The organism is Pseudoduganella sp. GW821-FHT12E03 (assembly GCF_058807115.1).
Map to the genome: position 1 here is coordinate 57,911 of NZ_JBXAQJ010000014.1, position 26,293 is coordinate 84,203.

Here is a 26,293-nt window from a genome sequence, read left to right on the forward strand (position 1 = left end):
GCCGATCCCGCGCTTAGAATTTCGCCCGCACGCCAAACGCCACGCTACGCCCTGGCAGCGGCGAAATATCCTTCAACAGCGACGTCGAGACACGGATTTCATCGTTGAGCAGGTTTTTCGCCAGCACAAACCAGGTCAAATCCATGTCCTGCAGCTTTTGGTTATACGACAGATTGGCGTTGACCTGGTTGTACGCCCCGGTCGGCGTGGTTTCGAATGACGCCAGCCGGACTTGCGCCTGCGCGTGGATCCACGTGGCACCAAAGCGCCAGTTGCCGCCGCGATAGCCAATGGTGGCGCCAAAGCGGGTGGCCGGCTGCAGCGGCAGGCTGCCCGCGCCTTTCAGTTCGCCACGCGACATGTCGGCAAACAGGCGGCCATTGATCCCCTGCGCATGCGGGTTGTATTCAATCTCCCCTTCCACGCCGCGCACCGTGGCATCGCCCTGGCTGAAGACCCGTTCACGCAATTCGTCGCCCGCTTGCCCTTCCTCATCCACAGTGCGGCCGGTGACATGGCCATAAATGAAATCAGAAATACTGTTGTGGAAGACGTTGGCTTTCCAGCGGATTTTGCCAGCGGTCTTTTGCACCGACAGTTCGACGTTGCGCGAAGTTTCCTTGCGCAAGTCCGGGTTGCCCAGGTCGAACGTGATGGTGGCGTGGTGCGGGCCGGCGGAATACAGTTCTTCCGTGGACGGCGCACGCTGGGCGCGCGACACGGTGAGACCAGCGCCATAGCCGGGTGTGAACGCCCAGAGCGCGCCCAGGGCGCCGGACTGCAGCGAGAATGAACGCTCTTGCCCGGTGATGGGTTCGCGCGTGACGCGCTCGGTGCGCAAGCCGGCGTTGACGCGCACCGGCCCCCATTCTTTTTCCTCGACCCAGAACGCGGCCGTGGATTGTGAACGCGTGGCGGGCACGGTGTCATGGCCGTGATGATGACCTTCGTGGCCATCCTCTTCTTCGTGTTCTTCCTCTGGTTCCACGCCGGTGGCGGAAAAATGCGTCAGTTCGGTCTGGACGCCAAAGGTGCCATGCCAGCCATTGATAGCCTGGTGTACCAGTTCCGCGCGGGTTTCCAGCGCGCGGTTCTTGAACTGCACTTCCGGCAGGCCGGCCTGGTCCAGTTCCGCGTGACGGTAATTAGTGTAGCCGGCCTTGAAGCGGGCCGATTCGATGCCGGGCAGGATCTGCTTGAACGAACTGTCGACATCGTAGCGGGTCTGGTGCTGGTCGATCGACGACCCCTCGTCGCTCGGCACGCCATAACGGTTGTTCATGCCGGACACCGACGCCCCCACATAACCCCAGCTCTCGATGTACGAACCACCAAAGCCCGCGCCCTTTTCGCGGGTCGCGGAATTGGGCAGGCGACCGGAGGCCGACGTCGCGTCGCCGGCGATGCGGTTGCCGGGGAATCGATAATCGCCGGTCTCACGGCGGTTGGCGTCCACGTGCAGCGCCAGCTTGCCGGCCGCGCCATCGATGGTGCCCGATTGCGCATTGCCCCGGTCCACCGAACTGTAACGCGCTTCGGCCTGGCCCGTGAGTTTCGCTTCCAGCGCGGCGGGAATGCGCTCATTGACCACGTTGACCAGGCCGCCGATGGCGCCCGAGCCATACAGCAGTGAAGCGGGGCCGCGCAGGATCTCGATCTGGCGCGCCACCGCGCCATCGGCCGACACCGCGTGGTCGTTCGACAGGCCGGACACGTCCGACACCGCCATGCCGTTTTCCAGCATCTTGACGCGCGCACCTTCCAGCCCGCGGATGATGGGGCGCGACGAACCGGCGCCAAACGCCGACGACGACACGCCCAGTTCGGACGACAAGGTCTCGCCCAGCGAGTTGCCGAGCTTGTCGCGCAATTCGTCGCCCGCCAGTACTTTCGCGGGCAGCAGGATTTGTTCGGTTTCCCCTTTATGGAAGGGATTGGCGGTGACGATCACCGTGGTGACCTCACCGGTGTGGGCGTTGGACAATGCGGATACAGCCGACAGGACAGCGCCTGCCAGCACGGAGTGCTTGCAATTCATGGATAACCTCTGGATACGACCAACTACGACAAACGATAAGCGGCACAAGGCATCGGCCAGGTGCGGCAAGTAAGTACTCTGGGTACGGCGTCGTGGTCAGGCCAGGGGTGGTGCGCGCGAGTCGTAGGGGCGCGCGGATGGCGCCCGTTGCGGTTGCGCGGTCGCGATTGCGACGGCCGGCGCGCTGTAGGCGACGGCGGGGAATAAATAATCTTGCGTGGGAAGCGCGGACGCCAGTTGCGCAAACGCGGCGCACTGGCTGCAATTGTGGTCGAGCGCAAGGCCGGCACTGCCGCCCTTTTCCGCATCGATCTGTTGTACCACCTCGCCGGACTGGCGGACATCCGACCAGTGCGAAATCGCATGCGCCATCCCCAGCTGCTGGGACAAGACCAGCAGCAGCGACAGCAAGGCGTAGGCGATTTGGCGTTTAAGGATCACAGCACGAAGCTTGTATGGCTTATATAACTGAATGGCCGTATTGTAATCAGTCCGTTACGTTTGCCAAGCATTTTTTAAACGGACGCGTAACGCCATGTATCAATTTGGCAAACCGGGCGGCTTATGGGGCGGCCTTGCCGAGGAACGCATGCACCTTGGCCGCCGCCAGTTTGTTCACCGACATCAGCAATTCCGGCGTCACTTCCGTGTAGCCGTAACGCTGGCCAAGGTGGCGGGCGATATGCAGCAGCACTTGCGCCGCCACTTCCGCGTCGGACTCGGCCCGGTGGGCCGTGCCTTTGAAGCGGATGCCCAGGCTGCCGGACAAGGTGCCCAGTTTATAGCTGCCCAGCTCAGGGAACACGCGGCGCGCGAGTTTCAGCGAGCATACCGGCCCAAGATGCCGCGTCGCCAGCCCGCAACGGGCGCTTTCCGCATTGAGAAACTTTTCGTCGAAGCTGGCGTTGTGCGCCGACAGCGTATCGCCGCCGATGAATTCCACCAGTTGCGGCACCACTTCACTGGCCGGCGGCGCGCTGTCCACCATTTGCTGCGTGATGCCCGTCAGGCCGGTAATAAACGAGGGAATGCGCACCCCGCAATTGACCAGCGATACGTAGCGGTCCGTGATGCGGCCATCTTCAATGCGCAAGGCCGCCACTTCGGTGATGCGGTCGCCATTGTCCGGCGACAGGCCGGTGGTCTCGAAGTCGAGCATGACGATGGGTTTGCTGTAGACCGCCATCATGCGCCTCCAAATTTTCGGACAGCGTCCAGCGCCAGGCCGGCGCCGATACTGCCGAACAAATCGCCCTCCACGCGGCGTGCCGACGGCACCACGGCGGCGATGCGTTCGCGCAGTGAATGCACGCCGGACGAGCCCCCGGTGAAGAACACGGTGTCCACCGCGTCGGGAGCCACACCGGCGTCGCGCAGCATCGAGTGCACGGTCTGCTCCACCGAACCGACCAGGTGGCCAATGGCGCCATCGAACCCGGCGCGCGTCAAGTCGACGTGTACCGGTGGAATCAGGCGGTCCAGGTGCAGCTGCACATCGTGCGCGCCGGACAGCGCGATCTTGCCTTCTTCGACTTGCATCGCCAGCCAGTGGCCGGCGCGTTCTTCGATCAGGTTTTGCAGGCGCCCCAGTTTTTCCGGCTCGCGCGAGTCGCGCAGCAATTCCACCAGCTGGGTGTGCATTTTCTTGGTGTAGGCTTGGTTGATGGTGTGCCAGGTGGCCAGGTTGAAGAAGTAGCTCGATGGCACTTCCGCGCCGCCGTTCAGCTGCGTACCGAGGCCCAGCAGCGGCATCACGCTGGATAAACTCAGGTACTTGTCGAAATCCGTGCCGCCGATGTGCACACCGCCGGTGGCCAGGATATCGTCGCGGCGGTCGGCCTTGGCCATCCGCTCCGGCGCCAGGCGCACCAGCGAAAAGTCGGAGGTACCGCCGCCGATGTCGGCGATCAAGACCAGTTCTTCGCGGTCGATCTGCGATTCGTAGTCAAACGCGGCGGCGATCGGTTCGTACTGGAACGCGATGTCCTTGAATCCCACGGCGCGGGCGATGTCGCCCAAGGTCTGTTCCGCCAGCCGGTCATTGTCCTCATTGTCGTCAATGAAGTGCACCGGGCGGCCAAACACGGCCGACGTCAATTGGCGTCCGGCCTGCTGTTCGGCGCGGCGTTTCAACTCGCCGATGAATTGCTGCAGCAGCACGCGGAATGGCAGCGCGCGGCCCGCCACTTCGGTTTGGCCATCGATCAGCGAGGTACCCAATAAACTCTTCATGGACCGCATCAGGCGGCCTTCATAACCCGCCAGGTACTCGGTCAGCGCGGCCCGGCCGTAGCTGGTAGTATCGTCGTCGGCGTTGAAAAACACGACCGAGGGCAAGGTGACTTTGCCATCTTCCAGCGACAGCATGGTGGGGTGGCCTGGACGCACCCAGCCTACCGTGGAATTGGACGTGCCGAAATCAACGCCGCAAGCTGTGGCCATGCCTACTACCTCCGAACAAAAGGGGCGAAATTATAACAGGAATAGCAGCAAAAAACGCTGCTTGCCAGTTAGTAGTTTCCACGCGTCAATTTGCTACATTTTTAGTTCATTTAGGTGCAAACTATTGCCTTCGGGTAAGACAGTGAGCTATCCTCGAACTCAACTATTTTCATGCTTGCTGGCATGGCCCTTTAAAGACGATGAGAACTAAGCAATCCACGCCTGCGCTGAGCCTTGCCGAGCACAAAGCAGCAATCCAGAAAGAAAACCGCAGGGTCACGTCGTATGACGTGGCGCTGGTGGCGGGTGTGTCGCAATCGGCCGTATCGCGCTGCTTCAAGCCAGGCGCCAGCGTCTCGAAAGCCACGTACGCCCGCGTCATGAAAGCCGCCGCCGCGCTCGATTACATCCCGAACGCCGCCGCGCGCAGCCTGATCACCCGCCGCACCAACATGGTGGCGGTCATTATTTCCAATATGGCCAACCTGGCCTATCCGGAAGCCCTGTCGGAACTGAGCCAGCACATCGGCCGCCGTGGCAAGCGCGTGCTGCTGTTCACCCTGCAGCGCGAAACCGATATCGGCGCGGTCTTGAACGACGTCTGGCAATACCAGGTCGATGGCGTGATTGCCGCCGCCACCCTCACCGATGAACAAGTCGCCGAATTCGAACGCCGCCGCATGCCTTTGGTGGTGTTCAACCGGGGCTTGCGCGGCCAGGCCGTCAATACGGTGGCGTGCGACCACTACGAAGCCGGCCACACGCTGGTGGCCCGTCTGGCCACGGCCGGGCACCGGAATATCGCCATCATCGATGGTCCGGAAGACAACATCGTTGGCAGCGAACGGCGCCGTGGCGCTGCCGACAAACTCGCCGAACTGGGCTTGCCGGCGCCTGTCATCGTGCGCGGCCACTTCGATTACGCCAGCGGCGCCCGTGGCCTGCGCGACATCATTTCCCGTTTAGGCCACGTGCCGGACGCCGTGATTTGCGGCAGCGACGTGATGGCCATCGGCTGTCTCGACTATGCGCGCCATGAACTGGGCCTGTCGGTCCCGGCCCAGTTGTCGGTGGCGGGCTTCGACGCGGTGGAGCCATCGAACTGGCTCAGCTACAACCTCACCACCTTGCGCCAGCCGATCCAGAAAATGGCGGCGGCCGCGGCGGAATTGCTGCACAACCTGATTGAACTCGGTGACGGCGAAGTCGAAAAGCGGATGTTCGCGTCGCAATTCATTGAAGGGGCAACGGCGCGGCTGACGGCGTTGCCGAGCGTGTCGCTGGCGGCCTAATTGTTTGACAGAAAGATTGTCTTTAGTTAAAGTCTTTTTTATTAAAAAAGCAATTTTAACTGGAGAATGTTCTTGCTGAAGTCTATCTTTGCCGTCCCGCTGCGTGCCGTCGCCGTAGCCGCCACACTGGCCGCGACCACTTCCCCCGCCATGGCCGCATCCGCCCTGCCTGATTACCCGTTCATTCATGCCAGCGGCGAAGCGTACGTGTCTGTTGCACCCAACCTGGGTGAAATCGATTTTGAAATTTCCGCGTTCAATGCGGCGCCGGAAGCGGCTGTCGCGCTGGTCCAGCAGCGCATCACGGAAATCCAGCAACTGATGGCGGAAAACGGCCTGGCCGAAGGCGATATCACCTTCAGCGATTTGCGCCGTGAAATGCGCAAGGGCGCCGATCCATCCGCGCCGGAATACGACATCAAGTGCTCGGTCCACATCAAGGTACGCGACCTCACCAAATGGCGCGCGCTGATGGAGCCGCTGATCGTCAAACCCAACCTTGATGCGTTCGCCACCACGTTCGGCACCACGGAACGCAAGCAGGTCGAACGGGAGCTGATGGTGCAAGCTGTACAGGATGCTCAGGACAAGGCGGCTACGATGGCCTCCGGATTTGGCAGGAAAATCGGCGCCGTCGCCGGCATTTCCTCCAACGAACTAAAGAACGTCACCCGCGCAGTCGGCCTGGTGCCGCCTGACCGCTACTACGCCGAAGGCAAAGGCAAACGGCCGGCACAGGACCGCTCGGAATTGCTGATGGTGCAGGTGTTGAGAATGGCGAAGACCGTCGATATGATTTTCAAAATCAAGCAGTAACGGTCGGCAGGGAGACTTCGGTTTTCTTGCCTGGGAATGCTATATTGGCACCGCCATCCGGCAATCAAACCAATTCACGCTAAGGAAACCCGGAATGTTCAGTCATGTCATGGTGGGATCGAAGGATATCGAACGCTCGAAACGCTTTTACGACGCACTGCTGGGCCTGCTCGGTGCCGGTGAACCGTTCCGCAACCAGGCACCCACCGGCCAAACCCGCCTCTTTTACCGGCACGACGGCGCCAGCTTCGGCGTCACTGAACCCATCAACGGTGCAGAAGCCACCTGCGCCAATGGCGGCACCATTGGTTTCAAGTGCAATTCGCCGGAGCAAGTGCAGCAATTCCACGATGTCGCGATCGCCCATGGCGGCACCACCTGCGAAGAGCCGCCGGGCCTGCGCGACGGTAGTTTGGGGGCGATGTATCTGGCCTATGTGCGCGATCCGGATGGTAACAAGCTGTGCGCGATTTATCGGCCGAAGTGAAACTCTGAGCCGTGCCCGGCCTGATGGGCCAGGCATTTGTCGGGAAGCGTCTAAGATTTAAACTGAGGAAATAAAACCGGGTTCGCTTTAGCGCTTTACCCGGTCGCGCTGGACTAATTTAGACTTCCGCCTTGAGTTAATAGACGATTCTCGACCCGAGCCTGCTGATTTTCATCCAAACTAGTTCCCGATGGCCCGGAATAGACTGAACTAGACCTTGGGTTCATTTCACATCCCCTCGTGGACGCTGCAGGCAATGGCAAATTGCCGCTTCAAGGGTCGCATCAGCCGATGCGTGACAATCTGTGAGCTTTCCAATTTGGCAAGATGCTATCCTGGCCAGCTTCGGCGGGATTCGACCAAAAAATCGCTCGGACACGCCCTGGCCCCGACTCCGGATCTTTATCCGATTCCCCATTTACACAGGATGCAATAGATGCACCGTATTTTCATCGCCGTAATTGCCGCTTGCTGCGCGACAGGTTCCGCTGGAGCTTCCGACATCTCCGCCGCGTTGGATCCAAACAAAGCCCCCGTGCTCGAAGCGGGTGAGCAATGCCGTGATGCGGTTATCAATAGAGCCATGCCAATCTGGCCTAAGGATGCGCTGCGCTCCGGCGCGGTCGGCTGGGCTGTTGTCCGCTATGATTTGGATGGCAGCGGACGGGCGCTCAACGCCGACATAGCGGCGTCCGCACCTCAGCAAGTCTTTGACAAGGCATCGCTGGATAGCATCAAGCGTTCAAAGTTCACGACCGGATTCATCAAGTCAGGGTGCAAAGCGATTTTCGTCTATTCGCTTAAAGCGAATAGCTAGACTCCCCGCATGTTTTGGCCGCTGCGCGCCACCCCGGGTTTCCGGGAGCCTGCCAATACCAGCGGATGCGGACGCCGCCACTTCACGCTGCTTCGCCTTGCTCAACTGCGACAAGGCCTTGTCATAAAACCACTACACCAGTTCCCGCAAGTAGCCTTCCTGAAACTGCGCCACGCGCACAATCGTCAACTGGCGTGAATTGAAACGGCCGAGCCTTGAAAGTATCAATGCGCTGATCAGCATTCCAGTGTGCAGCATGCCGCCACTATCGTAAAACCAAAGGCTACCCTTCGCGCAGTACGGCATTCACCTTGCTGTCGCATTCGCCGACCGCGTTTTGCAACGCGGCCGGCGGCACCACATTGTCGTCCGGTGACACGTCGGACAGAACTATCCGGGCCAGCGGCACGTCAACCACGCCATAGCGCCGGTACACTTCCAGCACATTACCGGAGTCGCCGGTCACAAAGCCATACATCGACCAGCGGCACACCCGCCCTTCCGCTGCCGCCACTTCGATCACGCGGCCTTCGTAGACCACCGCCAGCGAACCGCCCACCGCATAAGCGAGGACGCCCACCAGCCCCAGCACGCCAATGGGCAGCCACGGCAACCGTTGCGTCACTTGCAGGCAAAACACCGCCAGCCGGGCCGCACACAGCAAGGCCAGCCCGCACAGCGCAAGATTAAGCCAATGAAACGCAAGCGACCATTCCAGCACGCTTGCCAGCACCATCAACGCCAAGCCAACGGCCGCAAAACGTACATGGTCCAGCGCCCGCTCAGTAACGCCCACCGGCCGAACCGCCAGCCATGGCGCCGCCGCCATCAGCAACGCCAAACCATCGAGCACATAAACGATCTTCATCCACATAGGCAAACCCCATCTACTTCGAATCAGGTGTGGCCATATTTATATACATGACTTCCAGCCCGGCGTACCGCCTCAATGCCTCACCCACAACGACGAACCCATTGCGCTGATAAAATCTCGCTGCATTGACATTGGATTTCGCGACGTTCAGCGACGCGGTCCCTGTTTCACTTGCCAACACCGCATCCAGCAGTGCCTGCCCTGTTCCCTCACGTCAACAGCATGGCTTTCGAACCTGAGTTCGTCCCGCTTGGCATCGGCGTAGATGCGGCAAATTGCCGGAAAGTCCTTCCCCGTATAGTGCCGGACTGTCATTTAGCGTCTCCTCGATGTCGTGGTCTCTGCATGCCGCCACGGCTGGCCGGGAACGCGTCTACTTCGACCGAAGCCGCCGCAGCCAATTCGCGCTGCCTTGCCTTGCTCAACTGCGACAACGCCTTGTCATACGACCACTGCACCAGTTCCTGCAAATAATCTTCCTGGAACTGCGCCACGCGCACGATCGTCACCCAGTGAAAGCGCCCCATATAACGCGCCGGCTTCACGCCCGGCATGCCGGTCAATTCCAGGAACCGGTCCGGTGTCGCGCGGAAGCTGAAACGCCAGCGTTCCGGGTCGCTGGTTTTGAAATAGGCAAAAGTCTTGTCGCCCACCTTGTACGTGAGGATATTGCTGGGTGGGCCATGCAACACTTCAGCCGCACCGGGGAATGCACGCAGGAAGTCCTTTAGTTGATCAACATTCACAGTCTCGGTCCGTTAAAACGAAAACAGCATATTCATACGCAACGAGCGGTAGCCGGCAGCGTTGCCTTTCCTGATCATTTCAAGCAAATCGACCGTATTCCCACGGCAGTCCCTCAACGTAATGCCCGGCACTTCGCCGCTAAATTTCTGGCGCCAATCAGGAAACCGCACTTCCGGCTTCTCGTCGTCGTACCATTGCTTCAGCATCGTCGGCGTTTGCGCGCAATATTCAAGCTCTGTCGTGCCATGGTGCGCTTGCAGCAGAACGTTGCCTTCCCTGTTGAAAATGATCACCGCACTGCCTGGCCAGCCGCTATTCGACAAGCCGACAAACAAACTATGGTCGGGAGAGGCTTGTATATCCTGAAACTGGACCTGATTCAACAGCAACTTGAGCTCACCTTTGTAAGTCACTTTGAGTATGAAGTCCGGCCCCATGGGGTCGCGTGTCGAGTCGAAAATCTGTGTGATTGTCGTGTCTCCGTACGCAACGATCCGCTCATTACGAATACGCTGAGTGGAAGGCATGTCGGCGAGCGCACCAGCCGTTACCAACACGCCGCAGCAAGCCACAATCAATTTCCGAAAAACCATCCCGCTCCTCCGATACAAAAAGACCCGCACGCAGCGGGTCTTCTTCAATACAGCAACAAAGGCAATCAGCCTTCCGCCACCCGCTTGGCAATATGCGCCAGCGATTCTTCCACCTGATCCACCAGCACCAGGCACAGGTCGCCCGGCTGCAAGCGGTTCATCGCGGTATCGATGGCGATGAACTCGCCATTGATTTCATCGATATGGGTGGTGCGTGGCGCGCCGTTCAAGCCTTCGCGCAGCAGGCCCACCACTTCGCCGTCTTCACGGCCGCGCTGGCAGGCATCCTGGTACAGCACCACGTCGTCGAACGCGCGGCCCAGGATTTCCGTTTGCTGGCGGATGTCTTCATCGCGGCGGTCGCCCGCGCCCGAGATTACCACCGAGCGGCGCTTGGCCGGCAAGGCGTCAACCGCCTGCACCAGCGCCAGCATGGCGTCCGGATTGTGGCCATAGTCGGCGATCACGGTCGCGCCACGGAAGTCGAACATGTTGAAACGGCCCGGCGCATTGGACGAGTCGTTGTCGAACGTGGACAGGCCTTTGCGGATCGACGCCCAGTCGATGCCCGCGCCCCAGGCCGCAGCCACGGACGCCATGACGTTCTCGACCTGGAAGCCGATGGCGCCGTTTTTCGTGATTGGCACGTCAACCAGCGCGATGCGCTCTTCGGTCTTGCCTTCCACCGCCACCAGGCAGCCATCGTCCACGTACACGGTACGGCGGCCCTGCGCGATGTGGGTGGCGATGACCGGGTGCTCGCGGTCCGCGCCAAAGAAGGTCACCTTGCCACGGCACGTGGCGGCCATGGCGGCCACGATCGGATCGATCGCGTTCAGCACGGCGATGCCGTTCTTGTCCACGTTTTGCACGATCACGCGCTTCAGCACCGCCAGGTCTTCCACGGTGGTGATGTAGTTCAGGCCCAGGTGGTCGCCCGCGCCAATATTGGTCACCACCGCCACCTTGCAGCGGTCGAACGCCAGGCCTTCGCGCAGCACACCGCCACGCGCGGTTTCAAACACGGCCGCGTCGACGTCCGGATGCTGCAGCACGTTGCGCGCGCTACGCGGGCCGGAGCAGTCGCCGCTATCGGTGCGGCGGCCGTTGATGTAGACGCCGTCGGTATTGGTCATGCCAACCCGCAGGCCGGACGCCGCCATCAGGTGCGCGGTCAGGCGCACGGTAGTGGTCTTGCCGTTGGTGCCGGTCACGGCCACTACCGGGATACGGCCATCGTCGCCTTCCGGGAACATGGCGGAAATAATCGCTTCGCCGACCGGGCGGCCCTTGCCGTACGACGGCGACAGGTGCATGCGCAAGCCGGGCGCGGCGTTGACTTCCACCACGCCGCCGCATTGCGCTTCGATCGGCTGCAGCACGCTGTCGCACACCACGTCCACGCCGCAAATATCGAGACCGATCATTTGCGCCGCTTCGACCGCGCGCGCAGCCACTTCCGGGTGCACGTCATCCGTCACGTCGGTGGCGGAACCGCCGGTCGACAGGTTGGCGTTGTTGCGCAGGATGACGCGCTGGCCGTGCGGCGGCACGGAATCCGCATTCAACCCTTGCAGCGACAGGCGTTCCAGCGCGATGTCGTCAAAACGGATTTTCGTCAGCGACGTCGCGTGGCCGGAACCACGGCGCGGGTCGGCGTTGACGGTTTCCACCAGTTGACGCACCGAATGCACGCCATCGCCGACCACGTGGGGCGGATCGCGGCGCGCGGCGGCGATCAGCTTGTTGCCGATCACCAGCAGGCGGAAATCGTGGCCCGGCAGGAAGCGTTCGACCAGGATGTCGTCGCGGAATTCGCGCGCGGCGGCAAACGCTTTACCGATCTGGTCGCGCGTGGTGACGTTGACGGTGACACCCTTGCCCTGGTTGCCGTCTTTCGGCTTGACCACCACCGGCACGGCCGGCGCGCCGATTTCAACGGCGGCTTTCCACGCATCGTCCTCGTCTTCCACCGAGCGGCCATGCGGCACCGGCACACCGGCCGCGTCCAGCAGTTTTTTCGTCAATTCCTTGTCTTGCGCGATGGTCTCGGCAATCGCGCCGGTGGAATCCATCTCGGCGGCCTGGATGCGGCGCTGGCGCGAACCCCAGCCGAACATCACCATCGACCCCTTGGTCATGCGCTTGAACGGGATGTTGCGCACCACGGCGGCGTGCACGATGGCGCCCGTGCTCGGCCCCAGGCGCTCATCTTCATCCAGGTCGCGCAGGCGGTGCAGCGCATCGGCCAGGTCGAACGGCGTGTCGTCCAGCGCGGATTTAATCAGCTGCTCGGCCAGATCCACGGCCAGGCGGCCCACTTCTTCCTCGGTGTATTCCACCACCATCTGGTAGATGCCTTTTTCCAGCGTCTGCGTGGTGCGGGAAAAAGTCACGGGGCAGCCGGCTTCGGCCTGCAGCCCCAGCGCCGTCATTTCCAGCACGTGCGCCAGCGGCACGGCATCGTTGTGGCCAATCGGCTGCAATGCCGAGATGCCCGCGAAGCGCGCGCGCAGGCGCACTTCGAACCCCGGCAGCAAATCGATGTTCTCTTCTTCCGGCGTGCAGGAGACGATGGCTTCGATGGCCGTGTGGTGACTCCAAAGATTAGGACCGCGCAGCGCGCGGATGCGAATAACTTCCATTACCTTGTCCTGTGTGGGGTGTCTATCAGTTGGCCTTGAACGTGCGCAGCGCGGCGGCAATCAGGCTTGGCTCGAGGCCCAGCGCCCAGCCGGCGCCGATGGCGGCCAGCACGGCTTCTTCGTTGCCCTTCTGGCTGGCCGGCACGCACGACAGCGGCAGCACCGCCACTTCGTTGGCGCCCGCAGCCAGGACAAAACCGTTATTGCGCATGAAGACGGCGCGCTCGCCATCCTGGCGGTGCTCGACGATGGCGGGATTGTGCTCGTCCAGGCCATAGAAGATCACCAGGCCGTCCGACAGGTCGGCCATTTCCACCACGCGCGGATCGTTTGCGTTGAGCACGGCGGCGCCTTCCGGCAACACCACGTCGACCTGGGTGCGCAGCACGCCGTACATGTCGTCTTCGTCGCGGATGAAGAATTCCGCCAGGTCTTCGTGACCGCCGGTATCGGTGACGACGCCGACCAGGCACTTGTCGTAGGCCAGGCCTTCCGACAGGATCATGCGGTTGCCGTTGTGGAACACCGCCGCTTCGACGTTGCGGTTCAGCAGCAGGCGCTGGCTGGAATCCCACGCCGTCAACGGACCACGCGGCACTTTGCGGCCGTTCAGGTAAATACCGTCTTCGCAGCCCAGGCCCGTCATCTTGCCGGACACTTGCAGCAGCCACGCGGTCAGCTTGGCGATCAGCACCGAGTGGCGCTCGCCAGCCACGCCGACCACGGGAATGCGGCCGGTTTCGTCGTGCGCAAACAACTGGTCGACGATCGCGGCGCCCACAGGACGGGGCTGCGATCCTTCGGCCGGTTTCAAGTGCGCCAGCAAGCCAGGGCTGGCATTGACTTCGATGATCGCGCCACCCTGTTCGGCCAACGGCTTGGAGATATCCTGCGCCACCAGGTCGATGCCGGCGATGTCGAGGCCGACCACGCGGGCCGCCAGCGACGCCATTTCCGCCACGTCGGGGTGCACCAGGTCCGTCACGTCCACCGCGACGTTGCCGTTCGGCTGGATCAGCACTTGCTGGCCGGCGCGCGGCACGGATTCGTGCGTCATGTTCTGGCGGCGCAGTTCCAGGATGATTTCTCCGGACTTGTGCGGCTCGACCAGGCCCAGTGGTTTGTCTTCCGTGGTGCCGCGGCGCGGATCGGTATTGATCTGCGTGTCGCACAGTTGTTGGATGTTGTGCTGGCCGTCGCCGGTCACCCACAGCGATTCACCCATGGCGGCGGCAATCATGCGCTTGCCGACGATCAGCAGGCGGTGTTCATTGCCGGGCACGAAGCGTTCCACGATGACGTTGCGGCTGCCGCCGCGCTGCACGGCCAGGTTGTAGGCCGCGCGCACATCGTGTTCTTCGACCAGGTTCAGGGTCACGCCACGGCCATGGTTGCCGTCGTACGGCTTCACCACCACCGGCACGCCAATGTCTTCGGCCGCTTCCCAGGCGGCGTCTTCACTGGTGACCAGTTCGCCTTCCGGCACCGGCACGCCGGCCGACGCCAGCAGCGACTTGGTCAAGTCCTTGTCGCTGGCAATGCCTTCGGCAATCGCACTGGTGGCGTCGGTTTCAGCGGTCCAGATGCGGCGCTGGCGGGCGCCATGGCCCAGCTGCACCAGGTTGCCGTCGGTCAGGCGGATCGATGGAATGCGGCGGTCGGTCGCGGCATCGACGATATTGCTGGTCGATGGGCCCAGGCACAGGCTTTCCACCATGTCGGTGAGTTTTGCCACGGTGGCCGCCACGTCATACGGGCGGTCCTCGATGGCGGCCATCAGCAATTCGCGGCCGGCGACCAGCGCGGCGCGGCCCACTTGCTCCTGGCGGGTGCGGAAAGCCATTTTGTAGATGACGCCGGCTTCGGACGTCTGGCGGGTCTTGCCGAAACCCGTGCGCATGCCGGCCAGGTTTTGCAGTTCCAGCACCACGTGCTCGAGGATGTGGCCAGCGTACGTACCTTCGCGCAGGCGTTCATGGAAGCCGCCCCGTTCGCCCACACCGCAACGGTGCTCGATCAGGTGCGGCAACAAGGCCGTCAGGCGCTCGTAGAGGCCAGGGATTTTGTCAGAGGGGAAGTTTTCAAGCTCGCCGATATCCAGCCAGGCTTCGATGACCGGGCGGTACGTCCAGATATTGGGTCCGCGCAGGTGTGTTACACGGAGAAATTCTATGTCTTTCTTCTTTGTCATGTTTTTGCTCTTGTATCTCTCGCGGGGTATACTCCGCGAAAGCTGGCCGCCCTCTTCTTTATAACGTCAAATGATGTATAGCTGACAGAATACCGTAAATGGTTGCCTCGTACAGCTTCCAAACGTCTCTTGGCCACCGGTTGGCGGTCATGCTATTTTCCCACTGTTTTTACTTCCTTGCCACGTGGCAAACCCGTACTGGAGTATGTTGCACAATGATAACAACACAACTTTCCTCTGAACTCAGCCATACAGAATTACCCGACGTATGGCGTCCAGAGGTGCAACTACAACTTGCCAACGGGGAAAACGTTTTAAGCGCCCTGGAGGTTGACCTCGACGCCAGATTACATTTTGCCAAAGGGCTCGTCCTGCTGACCGAGCGCCGCATTATGGCACGCGCACCGGGGGAAACGGTATGGCAATCTTGGCCTTACACCCACGATTTGACGCTGAAATTGCATGACCACGCGGGCGTCGGCCACCTGGAATTAGTCAATCAACAACAACGCACCGGCTCCTGGCGTTTCACCCTGGGCCAGAACCTGCTGGCGATCCGCCTGTCGGAAAAATTCGTCGCGCTGCGCGACAGTTTTGTCACGCAGCAGCCAATTGCCCAGAGCGACGACCACATTTGCCCGACCTGCAAGGCGCCTTTGGCCCCAGACCAGGATGAATGCCCGATCTGTACCAAGGTGGTCCACACGCCGCCGTCCACCTGGACCCTGTTCCGCCTGTGGCGCTTCGCCAAGCCGTACCGCTGGCCGCTGCTGGCGGGATTTTCGCTGATGCTGCTGTCGACCGGCGCACACATGATCCCGCCGTATCTCACCATGCCGCTGATGGACAACGTGTTGATCCCGTACCAGAACGGCGCCCCCGTCAATACGGAACTGGTGTGGCTGTACATGTCCGGCCTGCTGGGCTCCGCCGTGCTGGCCTGGGTGCTGGGCTGGGGCAAAACCTATGTGCTGGCGCTGGTCTCCGAGCGCATCGGCGCCGACTTGCGCACCACGACCTATGAACACTTGTTGAAACTGTCGCTGGAATACTTCGGCGGCAAGCGCACCGGCGACCTGATGTCGCGCATCGGTTCCGAGTCCGACCGGATTTGCGTGTTCCTGTCGCTGCACCTGCTGGACTTCGCGTCCGACGTGCTGATGATCGTCATGACCGGCGTGATCCTGGTGTCGATCGACCCGATGCTGGCCGCGATTACCCTGCTGCCGCTGCCGTTCATCGCGTGGATGATCCACCTGGTGCGAGACCGCTTGCGCACCGGCTTTGAAAAAATCGACCGCGTGTGGGGCGAAGTCACCAACGTGCTGGCCGACACCATCCCCGGCATCCGCGTGGTGAAAGCCTTTGCACAGGAATCGCGCGAAGCCAACCGCTTCCGTGTTGCCAATAAACACAACCTGGCCGTTAACGACAAACTCAACAAGGTGTGGTCGCTGTTCTCGCCCACCGTCTCGTTCCTGACGGAACTGGGCCTGCTGGTGATCTGGGTGTTCGGCATCTGGCAAGTATCGAAACAGAACATCACGGTCGGCGTGCTGACCGCCTTTGTCACGTATAGCAGCCGGTTCTATGGCCGCCTCGATTCCATGAGCCGCATCGTGTCGGTGACGCAGAAATCCGCCTCGGCCGCCAAGCGTATTTTCGACATCCTCGACCACGTGTCGTCGGTGCCGGAACCGGCCAACCCGGTGAAACTGGCCAAGGTGGAAGGCAATATCGCGCTGCGCGAAGTGGGCTTCCGCTACGGTAACCGCGCCGTCAACCGCGGCATCAACATCAACATCAAGGCCGGTGAAATGGTGGGCCTGGTGGGCCACTCCGGTTCCGGCAAGTCCACCCTGGTCAATTTGATCTGCCGCTTTTATGATGTCTCGGAAGGCGCGATCCTGCTCGACGGTGTCGATATCCGCGCCTTGTCCGTGTCGGATTACCGCCGCAATATCGGCCTGGTGCTGCAGGAACCGTTCCTGTTCTTTGGCACGATCGCGGAAAACATCGCCTATGGCCGTCCGGACGCGACGCGCGAACAAATCATCGCCGCCGCCCGCGCCGCCCATGCGCATGAATTCATCCTGCGCCTGCCGCAAGGGTATGACTCGATGGTCGGCGAACGGGGCCAGGGCTTGTCCGGCGGCGAACGCCAGCGCATTTCCATCGCGCGCGCGCTGCTGATCGATCCGCCTATCCTGATCCTCGATGAAGCCACGGCGTCGGTCGACTCCGAGACCGAGAAGGAAATCCAGAAAGCGCTGGACAACCTGGTCACCGGCCGCACCACGATCGCCATCGCGCACCGCCTGTCGACCCTGCAAAAAGCCGACCGCCTGGTGGTGCTGGACCGTGGCAAGGTGGTGGAAGAAGGCGGCCACGAAGAATTGATGGCCAAGGAAGGCGCGTATTACCGCCTTTACCAGGCGCAAGCCCGCAACGTCGATACCGACCTCGACGACGCCACCCGCAAACGCCACGACGATTAAACGCCATGAACGACATCATCCACACCCCATTTACGCTGTCGCGCGACGCCTTCGGCAAATTGAACCTGCTAGACGCCGCCGGCAACCTGCATGAAAACATTTCGCCGGTGCGCGCTTTCCCGATCCAGGCGCCGGAATCGGGCATCTCGCTGCTCAACGCCGACGGCAAGGAAGTCGGCTGGATCGACAGCCTGGACCAGCTGTCCTCCGCCAACGCGGCGCTGGTGTGCGAAGAATTGCTGGGCCGCGAATTCATGCCGGAAATCGCCCGCATCGTGGCGGTGACGAGCTATGCCACCCCTTGCACCTGGACCGTGGACACCAACCGTGGCGCCACGGACTTCGTGCTGCGCGGCGAGGAAGACATCCGCCGCATCGGCACGGAGTCACTGCTGGTGTCGGATACGCACGGGATCCACTTCCTGATCCGGAACCAGTTCGAACTCGACAAGCACTCGAAAAAAATCCTGGACCGCTTCCTGTAAGCCATGAAACAAAAGACCCTGTCCGCCGGCGCCGTGGTCATCCACGGCTGGGGAGACCAGCGCCGCTATCTGCTGATGCGCTGTTTCCAGTACTGGGATTTCCCCAAGGGCATGGTGGAAAAAGGTGAATCGCCGTTTCTGGCGGCGCAGCGGGAAATCGCCGAGGAAGCCACGCTGACCGACCTGTCCTTCCCGTGGGGCGAGGAATTTATTGAAACCGCGCCATATGGCGACGGCAAGGTCGCACGCTACTACCTGGCCGTCAGCGCCAGCCAGGAGGTGGCGCTGGGGTACAGTGAAGAATTGGGCCATCCGGAACATGATGAATTCCGCTGGCTCGCGTTCGACGAGGCCCGCGCGCTGCTGGGTCCGCGCGTGCGCACCGTGCTCGAATGGGGCCATGCGCTGTCCGCCACCCCGTCATTGTCTCGATGAAACAACAATTACTGGTTCTCAACTCTCACCAATTGTCGCTTTTCTTTACAGAACAACTCGTTTCAAATAGGATCAAAGTCATAAGTCACTGAATTTTCATAGCATTTTGATACGCGGTATGGAATTTGCTACATTGAAATTCAAGCACGTTCCTACGGGGGTGAACATGGCAACCGCACACAACATCATTTTGCCGGGGTTACTGTCGCTCGCAACGGCCCTGTGCGTCGTGCTGCCGGCGTCCGCCGCCCTCAACCCGTCTGACAGTTTCCCTGCCGTGATTGACGACACCATCCAGCCGCCAACCGCGGCCGTTGCGCCGGCGCAGTCCATCAACTGGCTGGAACAACCGATGCACAGCCCCGGCGCGGCCGACACCGGCGTGGTTGCCGGCATCGCCACGCCAACGTCGCTGGTTGCCGGCCACACCAGCCACATCGCCCGCCAGCGCGAAGACCTGAACCTGACTGCGAATGAATCGGCCATCCAGCGCTACAACCTGGTGGACGAAGAGCCGCTGGTGAGCGAAAACTGGTGGCAAGCCTTGCCCGGTGTCGGGGTCGCGCTGTTCCTGGGCCTGGCGCTGTACATGCGCCGCCCGATCCAGCGCAAGCGCAAGTACCGCAGCACGCCGCACGAACCGTACGGCGAGTACAAGCGCCGCAGCAGCCACCGCTAAGCCACCCTCAGCGCCACATCGATTGTCCTGGTAAGTTACTGTGGCGCCTGCGCCGCCAGCAATTGTTGAATTTTCGCTTCGGTTTCAGCATACGCGCCTTCGCCGAAGTGCGTGTAGACCAGCTTGCCATTCTTGTCGAACAGGTACAGTGCGGGCCAATAGCGGTTGCCATACGCTTCCCACGTCGCATAGCGGTTGTCCTGCGCCACCGGATAGCGGATATCAAAGCGTTTGATCGCGGTGCGCACGTTCTCCGTGCTGCGCTCGTGCGGGAATTCAGGCGTGTGCACCCCGACCACGGCCAAGCCCTGCTGCTGGTACTTCTGGTGCCATGCTTTCACGTAAGGCAGCGTATTGATGCAGTTGATGCAGGTGTAGGTCCAGAAATCGACCAGCACCACCTTGCCTTTCAACTGCCGCATGCTCAACGGCTCGGTATTGAGCCATTTTTCAATGCCGGTGAATTCCGGGGCGTCCGTGCCGAATTTCAGGGCGCCGGCGGAAGCGCCGGCGGCGGCGGTGGCCAGCACACAGGCGGCGGCCAGCCTGGCCAGCGCGGTCACTTGCTTCGTCATGATTACAATCCTTTCAGGGTGGGGAAATAAGCGGCGGCCCAGGCATAGGCCAGCACGTCGTACTGCAGGTAAATCGCCACGGCAGTGGCCACCACCAGCGCGCCAAACACTTGCTGCAGGCGGTGCGCATGGCGTGACAGCAGGCGGATGCGGGCGGTGGCGGCCTGGTCGCCATAGATAATCGCCAGCATCGGGATCCCGGCGCCCGCCGCATAGGCGGCCAGCAAGGCGGCCGACCAGGCCGGGGCCTGCGCCTTGACCACCAGCGCCAGAATGGCCGCCAGCACCGGCCCGGCGCACGGTGTCCACACCGCGCCGAGCGACATGCCGAGCACAAAACCGCCGGCATGGCCGCCCCGGTCTCGCATGGCGGCGCCGCTCCAGGCGGGCAGCATGGCGCGCACCTGGTTCACCAGCCAGTCATACGGCTGTGGCCAGATGCGCAAGGCGCCTGCCAGCGCCAGCGCCGCGATCGCGGTCGTGCGCAGCACATCCTGCGCCACGCCGGCCAGCGACGACACCGCGCCCAGCAGCATGGCGAACGATGCAAAGGCAAGCACGAAGCCCGCGACGATGAACAGCGGACGGCGGCCGGCGCCGCCCTCCTGCGCCACCGCACTGCCCAGCACGATCGGCATGATCGGCAAGATGCAGGGCGATGCCACGGTAAACACGCCGGCCAGCAGCGCCAGCGGCAGTTCCAGCAAGTATTGGTTCGGGTCGGTCATGGTTGCCTCGTGTGTTTTCAACAGGCTCCATTGGACCGCCGCCGCGTATCGGGCTTGTGTCAGCCAAACGCCCCGCTTGCAATGTTTTGTATCGGTACCGCGCCAGATACACTGGGATACAAAACTCCCCCACCCCCGGGGTAAGATGCCTGCATGGAAACCATTGATCACGTATTGATCGTCGACGACGACCGCGATATCCGGGAACTGATTGCCGCCTATCTCGACAAGAACGGCATGCGCACCACCCTGGCCGCCAATGGCCGGCAACTGCGCGCCGCGCTGGACACTGCCGTGCCGGATTTGATCGTGCTGGACTTGATGTTGCCGGGCGAAGACGGCCTGACCCTGTGCCGCGAACTGCGCGCCGGCAAGTTCCGCACCATTCCCGTGCTGATGCTGACCGCGCGCGGCGAAGAAGTGGACCGCATCATCGGCCTGGAAATGGGCGCCGACGATTACATGCCGAAGCCGTTCGCCGTCCGGGAATTGCTGGCCCGCATCCGCGCGGTGCTGCGCCGCACGCGCATGCTGCCACCCAATATCCAGGTCACGGAAAGCGCCGATATCCTCGGCTTCGGCGACTGGCGACTGGACACCACCGCGCGCCATCTGCTCGATGCCGGCGGCACCATGGTGGCATTGAGCGGCGCCGAATACCGCTTGCTGCGCGTCTTCCTTGACCACCCGCAGCGGGTCCTGACCCGCGACCAGTTGCTGAACCTGACGCAAGGCCGCGACGCCGACCAGTTCGACCGCTCGATTGATTTGCTGGTCAGCCGCCTGCGCCAGCGCCTGCGTGACGACGCGCGCGAACCGCGCTACATCAAGACCCTGCGCAGCGAAGGCTATGTGTTTTCATCCGGCGTGACCATCATGAACGAGGCGCCGTGATGCTGCCGCGCAGCCTGTTTGCGCGGCTGGCGCTGATCCTGTGCATCGGCCTGGCGCTGGCGCAGGGCTTGTCGTTCTGGTTCACGATGACGGAACGCAATGAAGCCACGGCCAATGTCATGATGGGCTATATCGAACGCGAAGTCGCCAGTTCCATCGCGCTACTGGACCGCTTGGCGCCCGCCGAGCGCCCGGCATGGCTGCCGCGCCTGGCGCGCCGCAGCTATACATTCCAATTGGACGAGGGGGTACCGGGCGCGGCGCCGGATTCCCTGCTGTCGGCCCGCGTGGCGGCCTCGATGCTGGAAGGGATCGGCGCGCGCTATGACGTCACGGCCAACGCCGTGCCCGGCGAGCCCGAACACATCCAGGTGCATTTGAAACTGATGGATGGCATGCCGCTGACCATTGATTACCAGCCGCCGCCCCGGATCCCGGTGTCGCCCTGGTTTCCCGCCGCTATGCTGGGGCAACTGGCCGTGCTGGGTGCGTGCTGCTGGCTGGCGGTGCGCCTTGTCACCCGCCCACTGCACCAGTTGGCGCAAGCGGCCGATGCGCTGGGCCCGGATTTGCAGCCACAACGCGTGCCGGAAGACGGCCCGTCGGAAGTGGCCCGCGCCGCGCGCGCCTTCAACGCCATGCAAGGCCGCATTGCAGGCTACCTGGCCGAACGCATCCAGATCCTGGCCGCGATTTCGCACGACTTGCAAACCCCGATCACGCGCATGCGCCTGCGGGTCGACTTGATGGACGATGAGCTCCAGCAGGACAAGTTACGCCAGGATTTGCAGTCCATGGAAGCGCTGGTGCGCGAAGGGCTGACGTATGCGCGCACCTTGCACGGCACCGAAGAACAGCCGCGCCGCGCCGACCCGGACGCCCTGCTCGACAGCATGGTGTGCGATTACACCGACGCCGGCCGGCAAGTGACCCTGAGCGGCGCCATCGGCCGCGAGTGCCTGCTGCGGCCCCAGGCTTTAAAACGCGTGCTGGGCAACCTGACCGACAATGCGCTGAAATTCGGCGGCTCGGCCGCCATCACGGCCGCCCTCTTGCCGGATGGCCGCATCGCCATCAGCGTGCGCGACCACGGTCCGGGCATCCCGCCGGACGCGCTGGAAGCCGTGTTCCAGCCCTTCCACCGGCTGGAAGGCTCGCGCAACCGCGACACCGGCGGCACCGGATTGGGACTGGCGATCGCACGGCAACTGACCCTCGCGATGGACGGAGAACTATCCTTGCGCAATGGCGACAGCGGTGGGTTGGAAGCCACGCTGGTGCTTGCGGCGCCCGCCACTGCCCACTCGCCAGACTAGTCCCGGAAAACAAACACCGCGCACGCGGCGCGGTGTTGTCGGTCAAGTCACAAGACCGCGTGTTATTCGATAAAAATCGCGCGGAAGTCGTTCACGTTGGTCAGGGTCGGGCCGCAAACCACGGAATCGTCCAGCGCCTGGAAGAAGCCGTGGCCGTCATTGTTGGCCAGGCTGTCGCGGGCCTTGATGCCCTTGTCCCAGGCGCGGGCCAGGGTATCGGGCGCGATGATGCCGCCTGCGATTTCTTCCAGGCCGTCGACGCCGTCGGTATCGCAGGCGATCGCATGTATCCCCTTGTGGCCGTTCAGCGAGACCGCCAGCGACAGCAGGAATTCCACGTTGCGCCCGCCACGGCCATTGCCGCGCACCGTCACCGTGGTTTCACCGCCGGACAGCAGCACGCACGGCGTGGCAAATGGCTGGCCGCGCAGCGCCACCTGGCGTGCGATCCCCGCATGGACGATGCCGACGTCGCGCGCTTCGCCTTCGATCGAATCGCCCAGGATATGGACCGCGACACCGGCGTCGCGCGCCACGCCGGCGGCGGCTTCCAGTGCGATTTGCGGCGCCGTGATCATGCGGATATCGTTGCCTTCCAGGCGCGGATCTCCCGGTTTGATGGTTTCGCCACGGCCGCTCTCCAGCAGGCGCTGCACGCCTTCCGGCACCGTGATGCCATAGCGGCGCAGGATGGCCAGCGCATCGGCGCAGGTGGTGGCGTCGGCACAGGTCGGGCCGGACGCGATATCGGCGGGATCGTCGCCCGGCACGTCGGAAATCAACAGGGTCACGACCTTGGCCGGCGCGCAGGCGGCCGCCAGGCGGCCGCCCTTGATGGCCGACAGGTGGCGGCGCACGCAATTCATTTCGGAGATGGTGGCGCCGCTCTTGAGCAGCGCGCGGTTGATGTCCTGCTTGGTCGCCAGGTCCAGGCCTTCGCCCGGCAGTGGCAGCAGCGACGAGCCGCCGCCGGAAATCAGGCAAATCACCAGGTCGTCAGCGGTCAGGCCGGACACCAGTTCCAGCATGCGCTTGGCCGCATCGTGGCCCGCCTGGTCCGGCACCGGGTGCGCGGCTTCGACAATTTCAATCCGGTCGCATGGCACGCCGTAGTCGTAACGGGTCACCACCAGGCCGGTCAGCTCGCCCTTCCAGTGCTGCTCGACCACGCGGGCCATTTCGGCCGACGCTTTACCGGCGCCGATCACCAGGGTGCGGCCTTTGGGCGGCGCAGGCAGGTGCGGTGGGAGGCACAGCGACGGCTGCGCGGCGGCAACGGCTGCGTCGAACATGCGGCGCAGCAGCGCGCGTGGATCGGTTGTAGTCATTCTTGTCTCCTGGTTAGCGGGATGGCGATGCCAGATCATCGCATGCTTTCCCCTGCACTGATATGCGCATACGAATAACGCTCATATATGGAGGAAACATATGGCGGCAACAATCTTTCACCAGCGGTGCTCCAGGTTGAAGCGCAAGGCGGCGTGGCCGCGGGTCCGTTCCGACAGTTGCCGCGCGCCGGCGTTGTCACGGTAGACGGCGCCCGACACCGCATCGCGCCGCAGCAGGTTGACGCCGGCAAGGCGCAGCCGGGTCTCCCCGCCCAGCCGCCATGCGGCATACACGTCGAGCTTGCGCGCCGGCGCCGCCAGGAACGCATATGCCGCCGACTCCCTGGTCCAGCCGCCATCTTGCCACGCCAGGTCCGCGCCCATGGTCAGCGCCTCCGTATACCGGTAATCCAAACCGGCGCCGGCGCTGCGCGGTTGCTGGCGCGCCAGCCGGTTGTCCGGCGCCGGCACGGCTGCCACCCGCGACCGGTCGCGGGCCGCGTTGGCCCGCACCGTCCACCGCGGCGACAGCGCCGCCTTCAATTCCAGCGCCATGCCCCAGGATTCCGCCCTGCCCTGATTGGCCGGTATGCGCACCCAACGGCCCTGCTCTTCGAACAGCAGCGGCACATTGACATCGGCGATCCAGCGCTTGTACAGACTGGCCGAGACCGCGCCGTGATTTTCATCCGCCTTGCCGAGATCCTGTTCCAGCGCCGCATCCAGTCCCCAGGCCAGTTCCGGCCGCAAGTCCGGATTGCCCTGGGTATCGGGATTGGTCACGCTGTTGCCATTGTCGATCACATAGCGGCGCGGGATCAGATCCACCATGCCCGGCGTCTTGTACGTGCGCGACAAGCCGGCGCGCAGGCGCCGCGTCGGCGACCATTTAACCAGGCTTTGCAACAGCGGGCTGACGACCGACGAGCGCCGCACGACTTCCGCCCCGCCCAGCGGCATGGCCATGGTGCGCAAGACCTCGCCGCGCAGCCCGGCCGACAACGACCATACGTCTGAAATCGTCCACTCATCCTGGATGAACAGCGCGGCGCGGCCGATGCGGCCCCGGTAGCGGTCATCCGCACCGGTGCCGGCCGCGAAATCGCGCTCCACCCGCGACTGGGTGCGCACCACGGCTTCGCCATCCCAGCCCACCGTCACGCTGTGCCCGGGCGCCGCCGCGATCTCCACCTTGGCGCTGGCGGCCAGCGTGCTTTCGCGGATATCGGAGCGCACCTGGCGCACCAGTTGTCCGCGCGCCCCCGGCTCAGCGGGCGCCGTTGTATAGAAATCAAAATCGCTGCGGCGCGGATAGTGCTGCAGGGCGATGCGGGCCTGCCCTTTGACGTCGTCCGCCAATTGCCGCTGCCACGTGACTTCGCTGCGCAGCATGACGCCCCGGATATCGAGCCGGCTGCCACTGTTGGGATGCGCGGTGGATGGCCCCAGTAACGTGGTTTCATCGGCGCGGTAGCCGAAGGTGCGCTCGGCCAGGTTGACGAAACCCTGCCACGCCAGCGTGCCGCCGGGCCGCTTCCAGGTCACGCGCGGCGACAAGGTGGTCGAGCGCGACCGGTTGTCCGCCGCCGTCAGTTCTTGCCGCAGCAAGCGCGGGATACCGGCGCTGTCCACGGCGCTTGCCGTGTCGGCGCCGGATTCCTGCTGCACCGTACGGGTCTGCGCACCGTTCAGCGACCAGTCCATGTCGCCGCTGGCGCCGCTCCACTGCCAGCTGCCGGACGGCGCCGCGACGCCACCGGCCCGGTCCGCACCGAGCCGCACCTCATTGCGCGTCCGAGCCCCCGCATCGGCCGCCTTGCGCCGCAAGATGATGTTGACGGTGCCGGCGATGCCTTGCGCGGACAGCTCGGCTTGCGCGGTGCGGATGATGTCCACCCGTTCGATCATGGCGGGTGTCAGCGCATCGATGGAAAAGCCGGGCGGCAACGGTGCGCCGTTCAGCAAGACACTGGTGTAGCCCCGCCCCAGACCGCGCATGCTGATTTCACTCCCCCTGCCGCCGCTGTCGGTGACGGTCAGGCCGGGCACACGGCGCAAGGCGTCGGCCAGCGACCGGTCGCCGTGGCGCAGCAATTCATCGCGGCTGACGATACTGGCGCCGGCCGTGTCGTCGCGCCGCCGCGCCGCATGGGCGCCAGTGACTTCGACGCGTTGGACGTGTTGCGCATCTTGCGTCTCTTGCGTCCCGGGCGCATGTTGTCCGGTAGCGGGAAAGGTATAGGCGAGCAGGATCACCGCCGCCATTGCACGGAGTTGCATAAAGTTCCTTTAAACGGTACGGCACAGGCGTGCAGCGGCCTGCCGGCTTGGCATGGCTTGCACCACTGGCTGGGAAAGCTTGGGGAGCGCGCCCGGCACACGCCGGGCGCGTCGGGGGAATTACCCGGCGCGC

23 protein-coding genes and 1 pseudogene are annotated in these 26,293 nt (G+C 63.0%); 10 read left to right on the top strand and 14 right to left on the bottom strand.

The genetic code is table 11. The features are described 5' to 3' along the window. Positions 1–13: 13 nt before the first annotated feature. From AC1RRC_RS28760 to AC1RRC_RS28775, 4 genes are all read right to left on the bottom strand, one after another. The gene (locus AC1RRC_RS28760; RefSeq protein ID WP_493059084.1) at positions 14–2,038 is read right to left on the bottom strand and encodes a TonB-dependent receptor; all 2,025 of its coding nucleotides are present in this window, start codon (positions 2,036–2,038) and stop codon (positions 14–16) included. Positions 2,039–2,134: 96 nt separating this feature from the next. Then, positions 2,135–2,479, bottom strand: coding sequence for a hypothetical protein (locus tag AC1RRC_RS28765; protein ID WP_493059085.1), 345 nt, complete (start codon positions 2,477–2,479; stop codon positions 2,135–2,137). 121 nt (positions 2,480–2,600) lie between these two features. After that, entirely contained in the window at positions 2,601–3,224 is a 624-nt protein-coding gene (locus AC1RRC_RS28770; RefSeq protein WP_493059214.1) for a 3'-5' exonuclease, read from the bottom strand. Further along, positions 3,224–4,480, bottom strand: a complete 1,257-nt coding sequence (locus AC1RRC_RS28775) for an Hsp70 family protein (RefSeq protein ID WP_493059086.1) — start codon at positions 4,478–4,480, stop codon at positions 3,224–3,226. The genes AC1RRC_RS28770 and AC1RRC_RS28775 overlap by 1 nt, the downstream gene beginning before the upstream one ends. A 200-nt stretch (positions 4,481–4,680) precedes the next feature. Here AC1RRC_RS28775 and AC1RRC_RS28780 point away from each other — a divergent pair, with 200 nt between their 5' ends. The 4 genes from AC1RRC_RS28780 to AC1RRC_RS28795 all read left to right on the top strand — a co-directional run bounded on the left by AC1RRC_RS28780 (position 4,681) and on the right by AC1RRC_RS28795 (position 7,892). Continuing rightward, a complete protein-coding gene (locus tag AC1RRC_RS28780) occupies positions 4,681–5,772 on the top strand; it encodes a LacI family DNA-binding transcriptional regulator (RefSeq protein WP_493059087.1) in 1,092 nt (363 codons plus the stop codon). Positions 5,773–5,844: 72 nt separating this feature from the next. After that, a complete protein-coding gene (locus AC1RRC_RS28785) occupies positions 5,845–6,588 on the top strand; it encodes an SIMPL domain-containing protein (protein WP_493059089.1) in 744 nt (247 codons plus the stop codon). A gap of 94 nt (positions 6,589–6,682) precedes the next feature. Then, positions 6,683–7,075: a VOC family protein gene (locus AC1RRC_RS28790; RefSeq protein ID WP_493059091.1), complete on the top strand. Its 393-nt coding sequence runs from the start codon at positions 6,683–6,685 to the stop codon at positions 7,073–7,075. A 436-nt stretch (positions 7,076–7,511) separates the two neighbouring features. Then, the gene (locus AC1RRC_RS28795) at positions 7,512–7,892 is read left to right on the top strand and encodes an energy transducer TonB (RefSeq protein WP_493059093.1); all 381 of its coding nucleotides are present in this window, start codon (positions 7,512–7,514) and stop codon (positions 7,890–7,892) included. Between the two features lie 283 nt (positions 7,893–8,175). On the opposite strand, the gene AC1RRC_RS28800 is transcribed toward AC1RRC_RS28795, so the two are convergent. The 6 genes and pseudogenes from AC1RRC_RS28800 to AC1RRC_RS28825 form a co-directional block, all read right to left on the bottom strand. After that, on the bottom strand, positions 8,176–8,766 hold the full coding sequence (locus AC1RRC_RS28800) for a hypothetical protein (RefSeq protein ID WP_493059094.1): 591 nt from the start codon (positions 8,764–8,766) through the stop codon (positions 8,176–8,178). Positions 8,767–8,779: 13 nt separating this feature from the next. Further along, a pseudogene (locus tag AC1RRC_RS28805) lies at positions 8,780–8,968 on the bottom strand (GNAT family N-acetyltransferase); the annotation flags it as partial. A gap of 109 nt (positions 8,969–9,077) precedes the next feature. After that, positions 9,078–9,512, bottom strand: coding sequence for an MmcQ/YjbR family DNA-binding protein (locus AC1RRC_RS28810; protein WP_493059095.1), 435 nt, complete (start codon positions 9,510–9,512; stop codon positions 9,078–9,080). A 12-nt stretch (positions 9,513–9,524) separates the two neighbouring features. After that, positions 9,525–10,106, bottom strand: a complete 582-nt coding sequence (locus AC1RRC_RS28815) for a hypothetical protein (protein WP_493059096.1) — start codon at positions 10,104–10,106, stop codon at positions 9,525–9,527. Positions 10,107–10,171: 65 nt separating this feature from the next. Continuing rightward, a complete protein-coding gene (gene cphA / locus AC1RRC_RS28820; protein ID WP_493059097.1) occupies positions 10,172–12,751 on the bottom strand; it encodes a cyanophycin synthetase in 2,580 nt (859 codons plus the stop codon). Positions 12,752–12,776: 25 nt separating this feature from the next. Further along, positions 12,777–14,942 (bottom strand): cyanophycin synthetase, encoded by a 2,166-nt coding sequence (locus AC1RRC_RS28825; RefSeq protein ID WP_493059098.1) that lies wholly within the window; start codon positions 14,940–14,942, stop codon positions 12,777–12,779. A 215-nt stretch (positions 14,943–15,157) separates the two neighbouring features. Between AC1RRC_RS28825 and AC1RRC_RS28830 the strand changes: the two genes are divergently transcribed. The 4 genes from AC1RRC_RS28830 to AC1RRC_RS28845 all read left to right on the top strand — a co-directional run bounded on the left by AC1RRC_RS28830 (position 15,158) and on the right by AC1RRC_RS28845 (position 19,039). Further along, complete coding sequence (locus AC1RRC_RS28830; RefSeq protein ID WP_493059100.1) at positions 15,158–17,440, top strand: cyanophycin metabolism-associated ABC transporter; 2,283 nt, start codon at positions 15,158–15,160, stop codon at positions 17,438–17,440. 5 nt (positions 17,441–17,445) lie between these two features. Next, positions 17,446–17,925, top strand: coding sequence for a cyanophycin metabolism-associated DUF1854 family protein (locus AC1RRC_RS28835; protein WP_493059102.1), 480 nt, complete (start codon positions 17,446–17,448; stop codon positions 17,923–17,925). A 3-nt stretch (positions 17,926–17,928) separates the two neighbouring features. Beyond that, entirely contained in the window at positions 17,929–18,360 is a 432-nt protein-coding gene (locus AC1RRC_RS28840) for an NUDIX domain-containing protein (RefSeq protein ID WP_493059103.1), read from the top strand. 166 nt (positions 18,361–18,526) lie between these two features. Beyond that, positions 18,527–19,039: a hypothetical protein gene (locus AC1RRC_RS28845; protein ID WP_493059104.1), complete on the top strand. Its 513-nt coding sequence runs from the start codon at positions 18,527–18,529 to the stop codon at positions 19,037–19,039. 35 nt (positions 19,040–19,074) lie between these two features. Here the strand turns inward: AC1RRC_RS28845 and AC1RRC_RS28850 are convergent, their stop codons facing one another. Both AC1RRC_RS28850 and AC1RRC_RS28855 read right to left on the bottom strand, forming a co-directional pair. Beyond that, on the bottom strand, positions 19,075–19,614 hold the full coding sequence (locus AC1RRC_RS28850) for a thioredoxin family protein (protein ID WP_493059105.1): 540 nt from the start codon (positions 19,612–19,614) through the stop codon (positions 19,075–19,077). A 2-nt stretch (positions 19,615–19,616) separates the two neighbouring features. Then, positions 19,617–20,342 (bottom strand): cytochrome c biogenesis CcdA family protein, encoded by a 726-nt coding sequence (locus AC1RRC_RS28855; RefSeq protein WP_493059106.1) that lies wholly within the window; start codon positions 20,340–20,342, stop codon positions 19,617–19,619. 153 nt (positions 20,343–20,495) lie between these two features. Between AC1RRC_RS28855 and AC1RRC_RS28860 the strand changes: the two genes are divergently transcribed. Together AC1RRC_RS28860 and AC1RRC_RS28865 are read left to right on the top strand one after the other, a co-directional pair. Beyond that, on the top strand, positions 20,496–21,236 hold the full coding sequence (locus AC1RRC_RS28860) for a response regulator (RefSeq protein WP_493059107.1): 741 nt from the start codon (positions 20,496–20,498) through the stop codon (positions 21,234–21,236). Next, positions 21,236–22,552: an ATP-binding protein gene (locus AC1RRC_RS28865; RefSeq protein ID WP_493059108.1), complete on the top strand. Its 1,317-nt coding sequence runs from the start codon at positions 21,236–21,238 to the stop codon at positions 22,550–22,552. The genes AC1RRC_RS28860 and AC1RRC_RS28865 overlap by 1 nt, the downstream gene beginning before the upstream one ends. A 62-nt stretch (positions 22,553–22,614) precedes the next feature. On the opposite strand, the gene AC1RRC_RS28870 is transcribed toward AC1RRC_RS28865, so the two are convergent. Together AC1RRC_RS28870 and AC1RRC_RS28875 are read right to left on the bottom strand one after the other, a co-directional pair. Further along, the gene (locus tag AC1RRC_RS28870) at positions 22,615–23,880 is read right to left on the bottom strand and encodes a glycerate kinase type-2 family protein (protein ID WP_493059109.1); all 1,266 of its coding nucleotides are present in this window, start codon (positions 23,878–23,880) and stop codon (positions 22,615–22,617) included. A gap of 117 nt (positions 23,881–23,997) precedes the next feature. Then, complete coding sequence (locus AC1RRC_RS28875) at positions 23,998–26,160, bottom strand: TonB-dependent receptor plug domain-containing protein (protein WP_493059110.1); 2,163 nt, start codon at positions 26,158–26,160, stop codon at positions 23,998–24,000. Positions 26,161–26,293 lie beyond the last annotated feature (133 nt).